General features: G+C 67.8%; 13 protein-coding genes. 7 read left to right on the forward strand and 6 right to left on the reverse strand.

Going from position 1 to position 11924, the window contains the following annotated elements:
* Nucleotides 1-70: 70 nt before the first annotated feature.
* The gene (locus tag ACXN5S_RS05935) at nt 71-994 is read left to right on the forward strand and encodes a hypothetical protein (protein ID WP_458604483.1); all 924 of its coding nucleotides are present in this window, start codon (nt 71-73) and stop codon (nt 992-994) included.
* A 54-nt stretch (nt 995-1048) separates the two neighbouring features.
* Here the strand turns inward: ACXN5S_RS05935 and ACXN5S_RS05940 are convergent, their stop codons facing one another.
* Nucleotides 1049-1714 carry a helix-turn-helix transcriptional regulator gene (locus ACXN5S_RS05940; RefSeq protein WP_458604484.1) on the reverse strand — a complete coding sequence of 222 codons (666 nt, stop codon included), beginning with the start codon at nt 1712-1714 and terminating at the stop codon, nt 1049-1051.
* A gap of 173 nt (nt 1715-1887) precedes the next feature.
* Here ACXN5S_RS05940 and ACXN5S_RS05945 point away from each other — a divergent pair, with 173 nt between their 5' ends.
* The 4 genes from ACXN5S_RS05945 to ACXN5S_RS05960 all read left to right on the forward strand — a co-directional run bounded on the left by ACXN5S_RS05945 (nt 1888) and on the right by ACXN5S_RS05960 (nt 4814).
* Nucleotides 1888-2103, forward strand: a complete 216-nt coding sequence (locus tag ACXN5S_RS05945) for a twin-arginine translocase TatA/TatE family subunit (protein ID WP_458604485.1) — start codon at nt 1888-1890, stop codon at nt 2101-2103.
* Between the two features lie 73 nt (nt 2104-2176).
* Entirely contained in the window at nt 2177-3070 is an 894-nt protein-coding gene (tatB, locus tag ACXN5S_RS05950; RefSeq protein WP_458604486.1) for a Sec-independent protein translocase protein TatB, read from the forward strand.
* Nucleotides 3067-3975, forward strand: a complete 909-nt coding sequence (gene tatC / locus ACXN5S_RS05955; protein WP_458604487.1) for a twin-arginine translocase subunit TatC — start codon at nt 3067-3069, stop codon at nt 3973-3975. Before tatB ends, tatC begins: the two co-directional genes overlap by 4 nt.
* The gene (locus tag ACXN5S_RS05960; protein WP_458604488.1) at nt 3972-4814 is read left to right on the forward strand and encodes an ATP-binding protein; all 843 of its coding nucleotides are present in this window, start codon (nt 3972-3974) and stop codon (nt 4812-4814) included. Before tatC ends, ACXN5S_RS05960 begins: the two co-directional genes overlap by 4 nt.
* Before the next feature lie 167 nt (nt 4815-4981).
* Here ACXN5S_RS05960 and ACXN5S_RS05965 read toward each other — a convergent pair whose 3' ends face one another.
* Nucleotides 4982-6061 carry an ABC transporter ATP-binding protein gene (locus ACXN5S_RS05965; protein WP_458604489.1) on the reverse strand — a complete coding sequence of 360 codons (1080 nt, stop codon included), beginning with the start codon at nt 6059-6061 and terminating at the stop codon, nt 4982-4984.
* A gap of 120 nt (nt 6062-6181) precedes the next feature.
* A complete protein-coding gene (locus ACXN5S_RS05970; RefSeq protein WP_458604490.1) occupies nt 6182-6961 on the reverse strand; it encodes an SDR family oxidoreductase in 780 nt (259 codons plus the stop codon).
* 103 nt (nt 6962-7064) lie between these two features.
* Here ACXN5S_RS05970 and ACXN5S_RS05975 point away from each other — a divergent pair, with 103 nt between their 5' ends.
* Complete coding sequence (locus tag ACXN5S_RS05975) at nt 7065-8051, forward strand: Hint domain-containing protein (protein WP_458604491.1); 987 nt, start codon at nt 7065-7067, stop codon at nt 8049-8051.
* A gap of 1 nt (nt 8052) precedes the next feature.
* Here ACXN5S_RS05975 and ACXN5S_RS05980 read toward each other — a convergent pair whose 3' ends face one another.
* The 3 genes from ACXN5S_RS05980 to ACXN5S_RS05990 form a co-directional block, all read right to left on the reverse strand.
* Complete coding sequence (locus tag ACXN5S_RS05980) at nt 8053-8643, reverse strand: HupA family protein (RefSeq protein ID WP_458604492.1); 591 nt, start codon at nt 8641-8643, stop codon at nt 8053-8055.
* 24 nt (nt 8644-8667) lie between these two features.
* Nucleotides 8668-9267 (reverse strand): hypothetical protein, encoded by a 600-nt coding sequence (locus tag ACXN5S_RS05985; protein ID WP_458604493.1) that lies wholly within the window; start codon nt 9265-9267, stop codon nt 8668-8670.
* A gap of 195 nt (nt 9268-9462) precedes the next feature.
* Nucleotides 9463-10086, reverse strand: a complete 624-nt coding sequence (locus tag ACXN5S_RS05990) for a hypothetical protein (protein ID WP_458604494.1) — start codon at nt 10084-10086, stop codon at nt 9463-9465.
* A 181-nt stretch (nt 10087-10267) separates the two neighbouring features.
* Between ACXN5S_RS05990 and ACXN5S_RS05995 the strand changes: the two genes are divergently transcribed.
* Nucleotides 10268-11884 (forward strand): peptide chain release factor 3, encoded by a 1617-nt coding sequence (locus tag ACXN5S_RS05995; protein WP_458604495.1) that lies wholly within the window; start codon nt 10268-10270, stop codon nt 11882-11884.
* Nucleotides 11885-11924 lie beyond the last annotated feature (40 nt).

Raw genomic sequence — 11924 nt, forward strand, 5'->3', positions numbered from 1 at the left:
CTCCATTGCGCCGCGTTTTCTTTGGGCGCTTATCGCCTCAAAGAGTCGGCAAATCTAAAGAGGTCTTTAAATGCGTCACTTCCCCAAGCTCGTTGCCGCTGCGCTCGTCGCCGCCCCCGCTGCCGCGCAGGCGCAGATGTCGCTCGGCGACAGCTATGTCTCGCTCGACTTCGGCCTGGCCCAGTTCGACAGCGACTACGGTGACTATACCTACCGCGCGCTCGACGGCGCGCTTGAGACGAGTTTCGGCAACGTCCTGCTCGGCTTCGACGTGGATGCCATCGGCGATGAGGATTCCATGGGCGGCGTCGCCCGCGCCCTCGCCGCCTACCGGATCACACCGTCGATCCTTGCCGGCGCCTTCATCGAGAACGCCTTCATCTCCTACCCCGACTTCGATGTCTCCGACAGCGCCTACGCCGCGGGCGTCTACGGCCAGTATATGGCCGGGGATTTCGGCGCAGCTCTGGCGCTGGCCCAGTCGCTTGAAGACGGCGCAGACGACAGTGTCTTCGCCAATCTCTACGGGACGATGGACCTGCCGAGCGGCATCCGCTCCGACTTTCGGATCGGCCATGTCTTTGAAGAGGACAAATCCCTGCCGCCCGTCACCAGCTTCGACATCCTCGTCGGCTACCAGCGCGACGCCCTCTCGGCAGACCTCTATTACACCACCGAACTCGTGGACGACGAGTTCCTCAACCAGAGCCTCGGGCTGCGGGCCGGCTACGACTTCGGCAAGTTCGGCGTCTTTGCCGGTGTCGGCGCGCTCGCCGACGATTTCGACGACGTGATCTACTCCGCCGGCGTGAACTACGAGGTGGTGAACGGGCTCTCGCTCGAGGGTGTCTACACGCACTACGACGACATGGATGGCTGGACGGAAGACGGCATCGGCCTGCGCCTGAGCTACCTCATGGGCACCCCCTCCACGGTCTACGGCCAGGTCGATCAGCGCTTCGAAGATTTCTCCGCGGCCTTCGCCTCTTACTGACGAAAGCCGGCCCGCCCCCTCCGGGGCGGGTCATCCCAACGGAAGCGCCCGCGCCTACGCCCCGGCGAAATCGCTCAGCCGCTTCCCCTCTTCATCGACAAAGAGCTGCGGCATCAGGCGGAGATCGAGAATGCGGTCCGCGCGGATCTGCACGAAGGCCCCCGCCTCCTCCGCCCAGCCAGTCAGCACCCAGACCCTGCCCCAATAGTCTAGCTTGAGCGGTCGGATCACGCCCCGCGTCTCGCCCTGCTCGCCCTCCCAATCCAGCCGCAGCTTCTGGCGCGCTCGCAGCGCCGCGCGGATCTGCGGCAGCCAGGCATGGGCGCGCCCCGCATCGGCAAAGGGATAGAGGGCGAAGCCGAAGCCCGCCGGCGCCGTCTGCCTGTCCTCCGGCAAGAGCGAATCGATCTTGGCCGACAGGCTCCGCGCCGCCGCCGCCAACTCGGCATCCGCTCCCGCCCCCACGGCGCCGAGGCCGAGGTGCAGCGCCTCCAGCTCGGTCAGCGTCAGGTTCATCGGCGGCAGCGAGATATCGTCGGTCGCGCGGTAGCCCAGCCCGCGCGCCCCCTCGATCGGCACACCGGAATCGATCAGCACATCCATGTCGCGGTAGATCGTGCGCAGGCTCACCCCCAGCCGCCCGGCCAGATCCTCCGCTCGGTGCACGCGCCCGTCGCGCAGCACCTGCATGAGCGCAAACAACCGATCTTGCCGTGCCATGGTGCCGCCTCCTGCCATTATCCTGTCACCTGACAGGATTTTGACAGAAAAAGCGACAGAGGCCAGCCCCGATGCCCCTCTGCCCCCTTCCACCACCGCGAAGCACCTCATAGACACAAGGCTCGACAGAGCGGCGCGCCGCCGACGTGGCGGCCGGATCAGGGAGACGCGACATGCTCAACAATATCGGCCTTCCGGGCCTTCTGCTCATCGCCGTCGTGGTGCTGGTGCTTTTCGGCCGCGGCAAGATTTCCTCGCTCATGGGCGAGGTCGGCAAGGGCATCACCGCCTTCAAGCGCGGTGTCGACGACAGCAAGGCCGAGCTTGATGCGGCCACATCCGACGACGCGCGCGACGTGACGCCGGACGGCGAGAAGAAAGAGGCCTGAGGGCCCGCCGGGCCCGGCCACCGGGCCCAATCGGGGGGGCGCTTCGCCCCCTGCAGCTTCGGCAGGATACGCTATGTTCGATATCGGCTGGTCCGAGCTCATGGTGATCGGCGTGGTCGCGCTGATCGTCGTCGGCCCCAAGGATCTTCCCGGCATGTTCCGCACGCTCGGCCAGGTCACCGGCAAGGCCCGGGCCATGGCGCGCGACTTTACGCGCGCGATGGAAGCGGCCGCCGACGAGTCGGGCATGAAGGACATCTCGAAAACCATCGAGGCCGCCTCTCGCCCGGTGCAGTTCACCTCCAAGAAGATCAGCAGCACCTTCAAGCCCGGCAGCGAAACGGCCAAACTCAGCGCCGACCGCAAGGCCCAGGCCGAGAAGATCCGCGAGACAGCAGCCAAGAAGGCCGAAGAGCGCAAGGCGCGTGAGGCCCAGGCCGAGCTCGACGCCGCCGAACTGGCGGACGAGCCCGAGCCGGATGACACGCCCAAGCCGATGCTAGAAGCCGACGCCCCCAAGGGCAGCGTGCCCGAGGCCGACGCCCCTGCCCGCCCAGTCGAGCCCGAAGACGCGGAAGTGCCCAAGAAGGCCACCCCGAAAAAGGCGGCTGCAAAGAAGCCCGCAGCCAAGAAGGCGCCTGCCAAAAAGCCGGCGGCGAAGAAGGCCACCACCAAGGCGGCCTCCGCCAAGGACAGCGCCGAGACGCCCGCCAAGCCGAAGACGCCCCGCAAGCCCAGGGCCGCCAAGCCCGCCGCCAAGGCAGACGAGGCTTCGGAAACCGAGACCCCGGCCAAGCCAGCCGCCAAGCCGGCCCGCCGCCCGGCCGGCCGTAAACCCGTGGCCGATACCCGCGGCACCGCCGCCGAGAAATACGCGCAGACCGCGGGCAACCCGCCCGCCAAAGCCGAACCCGAGCCCGAAGAGGGCCCTGACGAGACGCCGCATGAGGCGGGGAGCACATCTTGAGCCAGGCCGACGACATCGAAGACAGCTCTGCCCCGCTCATCGAGCATCTCGCCGAGCTGCGCACCCGGCTGATCTATTCCGTGCTCGCCTTCGCGGTGGGCATGGTCGTTGTCTTCAGCTTCGCGGGGGCGGTTCTCGATTTTCTGCTCGTGCCGATCGAGCACACGATGCGGCAGCTCGGCAACGAGAACCCCATCATGCAATACACCGCACCGCAGGAGTATTTCTTCACGCTGGTGCGCATCTCCATGGTCGGCGGCCTGGCCCTGGGCTTCCCGGTGATCGCCTACCAGCTCTGGCGCTTCGTCGCGCCGGGCCTTTATCGCAGTGAGAAGAACGCCTTTCTGCCGTTCCTCATCGCCTCGCCCGCGCTGTTCCTGCTGGGCGCCGCCTTCGCGCAATATGTGGTCGTGCCGCTGGCGATGAACTTCTTCCTCGGCTTCGCCGACGTACCGTCCGTCATCGCCGCCTATGTCAGCGGCGGGGTGGAGACGGTGCGTGACAGCGGCATCGACATCGTCTTCCAGGGCAAGGTCAACGAGAGCCTCGACATCACGCTGAAGATGATCGTGGCATTCGGCCTCTGCTTCCAGCTGCCGGTGCTGCTGACGCTGATGGGCAAGGCCGGCCTCGCCTCCTCCCGCGGGCTGCGCAGCACGCGCAAATATGCCGTCGTCGGCATCCTGCTGGTCGCCGCGTTGGTGACCCCGCCCGATGTGGTGACGCAGATCATCCTATTCACCGTCGTCTACGGCCTCTACGAGATCTCCATCTTCCTCGTCGCCCGTGTCGAGAAGAAGAAAGACGAAGAGGCCCGCGCCGAAGGCGTGATCGGCGACGGCGAGAGCCTGTTCGACGACCCGACCGAAGACGACGAAGCCGAAGGCGAGGACGGCAAAGCGTGAGCGACGAGCCCCTGACGCGGATCGCCGAGGCGCTGGAGCGCCTCGCCCCGCCCCCCGCGGCCGACCCGATCTTCACCGCTGCCGCCGGCTTCGTCTGGCGCGCCACGCCTGAAGCGCTGCTGCCGGTGAAAGAGATCAACCGCATCCCTCTGGAGCTGCTGCAGGGCATCGACCGGGCGCGCGACACGCTGCTGGCCAACACCCGCCAGTTCGCCAATGGCCTGCCCGCCAACAACGCCCTGCTCTGGGGTGCCCGCGGCATGGGCAAGTCGAGCCTCGTCAAGGCGGTGCATGGCGCGCTGGAGGCCGAGTTCCCCCGCCTGAAGCTGGTCGAGATCCAGCGCGAGGATCTGCCCAGCATCGGCCGCCTGCTCACCCATCTGCGCCGCGCGCCCGAGCGCTTCATCCTGTTCTGCGACGATCTCTCCTTCAGCCAGGACGATGCGCATTACAAATCTCTGAAAGCCGTGCTCGACGGCGGCATCGAGGGCAGGCCAGAGAACGTGGTCCTCTACGCCACCTCTAACCGCCGCCACCTGATGCCGCGCGACATGATCGAGAACGAGCGCTCGACGGCCATCAACCCCGCCGAGGCGGTGGAGGAGAAGGTCTCGCTCTCAGACCGCTTCGGCCTCTGGCTCGGCTTCCACCCGACCGATCAGGAAACGTTCCTCGCTATCATCACCGGCTATTGCGCCGCCTATGGTGTCGATATCGGCGAAGACGAGCTGCGCGCCGAGGCTGTCGAGTGGCAGGCCACGCGCGGCGCCCGCTCTGGGCGGGTCGCCTGGCAGTTCTTCACCGATCTGGCCGGGCGCAAGGGTGTGACGCTGAGCTAGAGGGGGCCAGCCCCCTCTTCGCCTTTGGCGAATTCACCCCCGGGATATTTCAAGAAAAGCGAGCGCAAGATGGCGCACCGCCTTTCCTGTCTTTGCTCCTGAAAAATCCTCGGGGGTTTTGGGGGCAGACAGCCCCCAACGCAACTAAAGGAATGCGCCACAGGCGCTCAATTGACCGGGAAGACGAAGCAACGGTCGCGGCGGATCATCAGCCAGAGCGGCGTGCCGGGCTTCGGCAGGAAGACCGAGGGGATGGCGGCGCGCAGGAGCGATCCGTCGAACTCCATGCGGAACTCCACCAGGCTCTCGCTGCCGAGGTAGCGCGCGCGCTCGACAATGCCGCGCGCCGGGGTGCCTTCGCCCGGAGTGGGGTTGGGGCCGCGGCCGGCGCGGTCGAAGTCGATCTTCAGGTGATGCGGGCGGATGACGATATCCACCTCGCGCCCGTCGGGGATGCCGGGGGCGAGGAATTGCCCGAAGGCCGTCTGTGTGAGCGCCCCCTGCACGCGGCCGCGGATGACGTTTATGTCGGAGAAGAAGCCCGCCGCCTCACGGTCGGCCGGAGAATTGTAGATATTGTAGGGCGAGCCCGCCTGCACGATCCGGCCCGCCCGCATCAGCGCGATCTCGTCGGCCATGCGCATGGCCTCTTCGGGCTCATGCGTCACCAGCAGCACGGCAGTGTTCTCGGCCTTCAGCAGCTCCAGCGTTTCGTCGCGGATGCCGTCGCGCAGGCGGTTGTCGAGGCCGGAGAAGGGCTCGTCCATCAGCATGATGCGCGGGCGCGGCGCCAGGGCGCGGGCCAGGGCCACGCGCTGCTGCTCGCCGCCCGACAGCTCATGCGGGTAGCTGCCTTCGCGACCGGCCATGCCGACACGCTCCAGCAATTCGCTGACCCGCGCGGCGGCGGCGGCGCGCGGCTGGCCGGAGAGGCCGAAGGCGACGTTGCCGGCGATGGTCAGATGCGGGAAGAGCGCGAAATCCTGAAACATGAGACCAATGCCCCGCCCCTCGGGCGGCACCATCTGGCCAGGGCCGGCCATGACCACGCCGTCGGCGAGGATCTCGCCGGCATCCTGCCGGTCGACCCCGGCGATCAGGCGCAAGGTGGTGGACTTGCCGCAGCCGGAGGGGCCGAGCAGGCAGGTCACCTGGCCCGGCAGGATCGAGAGCGACACATCGTCCACCACCCGCCGGCCGCCGAAGCTACGCGTCAGATGGCGGATTTCGAGGCGGGGCGTCTGCAAGGCACACTCTTTTTGTCAGGCTCCGCCCCGATAGCAGCGCCGCCTTCGCCCGGCAAGTTCAGCCCGGCAGCGCCCTGGGTCGCGCACCCGGCTTGGCCGCCGCCCACCGGTAAAGCAAACTTACAGCGTGGCGTTGATCGCCCCGCCATCAAGCAGGATGTTCTGGCCGACAATGAAGCCCGCATGCTGCGAGCAGAGGAACGCGCACATGGCGCCGAACTCTTCGGGCGTGCCGTAGCGCCGTGCGGGAATCGTCGCCTCACGCTGCTCGCGCGCCTCTTCCAGGCTGATGCCCTGCGCCTTGCTGACGCCGGTATCCAGGCTCACCGCCCGGTCGGTCGCATGGATGCCGGGCAACATGTTGTTGATCGTCACGCCCTTCGGCGCCACCTGCCGCGAGGTGCCGGCGACGAAACCGGTCAGACCGGCGCGGGCGGAGTTCGAAAGCCCGAGCGCCGCGATCGGGGCCTTTACCGATTGCGAGGTGATGTTGACGACCCGGCCCCAGCCCTTCTCCATCATCTGCGGCAACAGCGCCCGCATCAAAGCGATGGGCGCCAGCATGTTGGCATCGAGCGCGGCGAGGAAGTCCTCGCGCCCCCAATCCTCCCACGAGCCCGGGGGCGGGCCGCCGGCATTATTGACGAGGATGTCCACATCGCCCGCCGCCTCCAGCAGCGCGGCCCGGCCCTCTTCGGTGGAGACATCGGCGGCGACTGTCACCACGGTCACGCCATAGGTCTCGCGGATCGCTGCCGCTGCCGCCTCCAGCGCCTCGGCGCCACGGGCGTTCATCACGAGATCCACCCCGGCGGCGGCCAGCGCCTCGGCGCAGCCGCGCCCGAGGCCCTTCGACGAGGCGCAGACCAGCGCCCGTTTGCCCTTGATCCCAAGATCCATGCTGCGTCTCCCTGGCAATGCTGGGATCTTCGTCGCATGCCCTGCCGCGCCCGGCAAGTTGACCCCCCGCCGCCGCGTTCCTAGAACGGCCAAGGAGGATCCGATGCAGGAACAGCTTCCCGTCTATCGCGCCGAAGATTTCACCGTCAGCCACGGCGTTGCCGAGGGCGAGCCGGTGAGCTTTGCTGACGAGTTGCTGATCGACGACAGCTACCGCCTGGCCCGCGGCGCCACGCGCGCCGATCTGGCGCTGGAGCGGGGCGAGGCCGCCTTTCGCATCCTGCCCGGCAGCGCCATGGGGCAACCAGGGCGCGACGTGCATCTCGACAGCTGCCTCACGCTCATGGGCTCTGGCGGTGAGACGCTGGAGGCGCTGATCCTGGTGGAGGTCGATGACGGCGCGGCGGAGGGGATCTACCTGCTCCCCCTCGCTCCGCTGGTAGCGGAGGTGGAATATCGCCTCGTCGGCATCGACCGGCACGCCGCCACGCGCCGCTTTGCCGAGGTCGCCTGCGTCGCCTTCGCCCGCGGCACCCGCATGACCATGGCCTCCGGCGAGCAACGCCCCATCGAAGAGCTGAAGCCCGGTGACCGCCTGCTCACACGCGACAGCGGCGCGCGGCCGCTGATCTGGGTGGGCCAGCGCACGCTCAGGGCGCAGGGCGATTTCGCGCCGGTGCTCATTCGCAAGGGCGCGCTCAGCAACGAGAACGACATGGTGCTGGCGCCAGACAACCGCGTCTTCGTCTGGCAGCGGCATGACAATATCGGCGCCGGGCGGCACGAGCTGCTGGTGAAGGCGCGCCATCTGGTGAACGGCGACAGCGTGGTGCGGGTCGAGGGTGGCTTCGTGGAGTATTTCCAGCTGCTCTTCGAGCGCCATCAGATCATCTTCGCCGAGGGCATCGCCGCCGAGAGCCTGCTGGTCGACCCGCGCACCCGCGCCGCCCTGCCCGACGAGCTGCAGGAAGAGCTGATGCAGGCCAACGAGGCGCATGCCGACCGGCGCCACCTGCGCTACGACGTGGCCGAAAACCTGCTTTCCAGCCCCGACGCGGTCGAGCTGCTGCGCCGCGCCGCGGGGGGCTGAGCTACTCGCTCACCCCGGTGCGCATCTCGCCGGCGATCTCGATGCCATCGACGGTGACCACCAGTGGCCCGGTGAAATCGACGCCGGAGGCAAGGTAGATGCCGAAGAGCGGGTTGCCCTGGAAGAAGCCGTCCATCTCGGCATCGACGGTGATGGTGCTGCCGTTGCCGGTGAGCGTGCCATCCGCATCCACCGCGCCGAGATTGCCGGTGATGGTGCCGCCGGTGAACAGGATCTCGCCATCGTAGGTGTCGAAGCGGTTCTCCGCGTCGCGGCCGAGGAAGTTGCCGGCCCGGCCCGCGAGGCTGCCGGCGGCGAAATCGGCCGTCAGCTCGGTCTCGCCGAGCAGGTAGGTTTCCTGCGGGGCGGTCTCGATGCCGATGCCTGTCCAGCCGGTATAGGTGGCCTGGCCCGAGGTGGGCATGGCGGAGGGCGCCGTGGGCGCTGCCTCCTCCACCCGGTCGATCAGCGCGGTGGCCTCGGCCAGGTCATCGCCATATTGCGTGGCGATGCCCACCTGCCCGCTGCAGGCCCCTAAGGCCAGGGCGGCGGCGAGCGCGCCCGCCGGCCTGGCCCATACTCGGTCGCTCATCCCTGCCCTCCTGCCTAGCCGGCGTCAGTCGGTCTTCTCTGCCACGAAGCCGCCATCGAGCTCATAGAAGCCCGAGGCATGCGAGAGTGTCGCCTCGGTATCGCCCATGACGGCACCGAGGTTGTTGCCGTGAAAGTCGCCGCCCAGCGTGCCGGCCACCGAGACATCGCCCAGCTTGGTGCTGGTCAGATCGCCGGTGATCGTGGCGCCGAAGCTCTCGTTCTCGCCTCTGTCGGCATTGCGGGCGATGAAGCTTCCGGAGATATCGAGATCGCCCGCCAGCCCCAGATCGCCGCTGTCGACCACGTTGGTGACCGTGCCGGTGACCGCGTGGATGTTGGAGGTGAAATCGACATCGAGATTGAGCCCGCCGGCCATGGTCGCCACCGGGCTGCCGTTGCGGGTGATGTCGCCGTAAAGCACACCCTCATAGCTGGCGCCGCCGGCATAGGGCAGATCCTCGGGGGCGACGGCGGGGGTGTCTTCCCAGGTGTCGACCAGCTCGGTGCCGCGCACCTCGTAAGAGCTGTAGCTCGCCCCCCCGTCATCGGAATCCGAGCCGGAGCTGCAGGCCGCCAGGGCCCCCGTCAATGCCAGCGCGCAAATGCTTTGTTTCAAATTCATGTTCGGCTCTCCACGGCCATTCGGCCTTCTGCTCGTGTGGGGCGACGTCCGGAGACTCACCGGGCGGCGGCCTCTCTGATTTTATGATGTCCGATGGGCTCGCTCTCTTCAACGCCCGCACGCCATGCGGGCGCCCGACCGCGGCCCTTGAGCCGCAGTCGCCTTTGCTTGCCGGCGGCCAAGACGGCCGCCCCTTCAGTCCGCCACGATCAGGATCGAGGCGGGCACGTCGCGCGTACCGATGCCGACCGTGCCATCGCCGGCCATGACGACGGCTCGCGGGTCCGGGTTGCCGTAGAGCACGCCTTCGACGTTCTGCCCGAAGCGATAGTTCTGGCCATCCGCGACCAGCACCCCGGTCACGAGGTTCTCGGTGCGCAGGCCGCGCGCCTCGCCCTGCCCCTGGCTAAACGGCACGATGGCGCCGGGACTGATGGTGAGGTTGCCCGCGGCGGAGCGGACGGGGCCGGCCGCGCCGGTCTCGTCCGTCTGCGCGGCGTAAAGGAAGTCGGTCATCACGCCGCTCAGCGTGCCCTGGCCGAAATCGGCGCGGAGCTCGGCCGAACCGGCGAAGGCCGGCTCGCGGTTGCCATCCGTCAACGTGACCAGCGCCGGGCCCTCGAAGACGGCGGAGCCACTGGCCGGCAGGTTGGGGAAGGTGGTCGGCAACGGCAGGGCCGCATTCATGTCGGCGGCGCTAAGAACGGCCGCATCGAAGGCCTGATCGGGCGTCGGCGCAGGCGCCTCGGCGGGAGTGCTGCCACTGCTGCACGCGCCAAGTGAAAGAGCCAGAAGGGCAAGGAAACCCGGGCGAATCATTATCGTACTCCATTGAAGCGGACACCTGCCGCATCGCGCGCCAATAGCGGCCGGCAGGGCCTGCCACACCAGATATTTCGCCGCCCAGATTCATCCCCGTAGACCGTGTCGCGCGCATCACGATCACCGGCTCCGCTCGGGCGAGATTGCGCCCCGCGCCCGGCCCTTTTATGTGCTGCGCATGAGCCAGACCAACCGCCCCGACCTGCCCCCCCAGATCGCCCGCCGCCGGACCTTTGCGATCATCTCGCATCCCGACGCCGGCAAGACGACGCTGACCGAGAAGTTCCTGCTTTTCGGCGGTGCCATTCAGATGGCGGGCCAGGTGCGCGCCAAGGGCGAGGCGCGGCGCACGCGCTCTGACTTCATGAGCATGGAGAAGGAGCGCGGCATCTCCGTCTCCGCCTCGGCCATGTCGTTCGACTATGTCAGCGGCGGGCGCGACTTCCGCTTCAACCTCGTCGACACGCCCGGCCACTCCGACTTCTCGGAGGATACCTATCGCACGCTGACCGCGGTGGACGCCGCGGTGATGGTCATCGACGGGGCCAAGGGGGTGGAAAGCCAGACCCGCAAGCTCTTCGAGGTCTGCCGCCTGCGAGACCTGCCGATCCTGACCTTCTGCAACAAGATGGACCGCGAGAGCCGCGACACCTTCGAGATCGTCGACGAGATCCAGGAGAACCTCGCCATCGACGTGACCCCGGCGAGCTGGCCCATCGGCGTCGGCCGCGATTTCATCGGCTGCTACGACCTGCTCCGCGACCGGCTGGAGCTGATGGACAGGGCAGACCGCAACCGCCGCGCCGCCTCCATCGAGATCAACGGGCTGGATGATCCGGAGATCGAGAAGCACGTCCCCGCGCATCTGCTGGAGAAGCTGCGCGAGGAGGTCGAGATGGCGCGCGAGCTGCTGCCCAAGCTCGACATGACGGCCGTCCTGCAGGGCACGATGACGCCGATCTGGTTCGGCAGCGCCATCAACTCCTTCGGGGTGAAGGAGCTGATGGACGGCATCGGCAACTACGGGCCGGAGCCGCAGCCGACCCCCGCCACGCCCCGCCAGATTTCGCCGGAAGAGAGCAAGGTCGCCGGCTTCGTCTTCAAGGTGCAGGCGAACATGGATCCCAAGCACCGCGACCGCGTCGCCTTCGTCCGCCTCGCCTCCGGCCATTTCGAGCGCGGGATGAAGCTGCTTCACGTGCGCTCCAAGAAGCCGATGGCCGTCTCCAACCCCGTGCTCTTCCTCGCCGCCGACCGCGAGCTGGCCGAAGAGGCCTGGGCCGGCGACATCATCGGCATCCCCAACCACGGCCAGCTGCGCATCGGCGACACGCTGACCGAGGGCGAGGCGCTGCGCGTCACCGGCATCCCCAGCTTCGCGCCGGAGCTGCTGCAGAACGTGCGCGCCGGCGACCCGATGAAGGCCAAGCACCTCGAGAAGGCGCTGATGCAGTTCGCGGAAGAAGGCGCGGCGAAGGTCTTCAAGCCGCAGATCGGCTCGGGCTTTATCGTCGGCGTCGTCGGGCAGCTGCAATTCGAAGTTCTGGGTCGCCGCATTGAAGAGGAATACGGCCTCCCCGTCCGCTTCGAGAATTCCCAGTTCATCTCGGCCCGCTGGGTTGCGGGCCCCCGTGCCAAGGTCGAGGCCTTCGCCGAGGCCAACAAGCAGCACATGGCGCGGGACAACGACGGCGACCTCGTCTATCTCACCCGCCTGCAATGGGACATCGACCGCGTTGAGCGCGACTATCCCGATGTCAGCCTGACGGCGACGAAGGAGATGATGGTCGCCTGACCGGCCCTCCCCCGGGGGGCACTGGCACTCCGCCGCGCTG

It is taken from the genome of Pseudoroseicyclus sp. H15 (assembly GCF_054353345.1).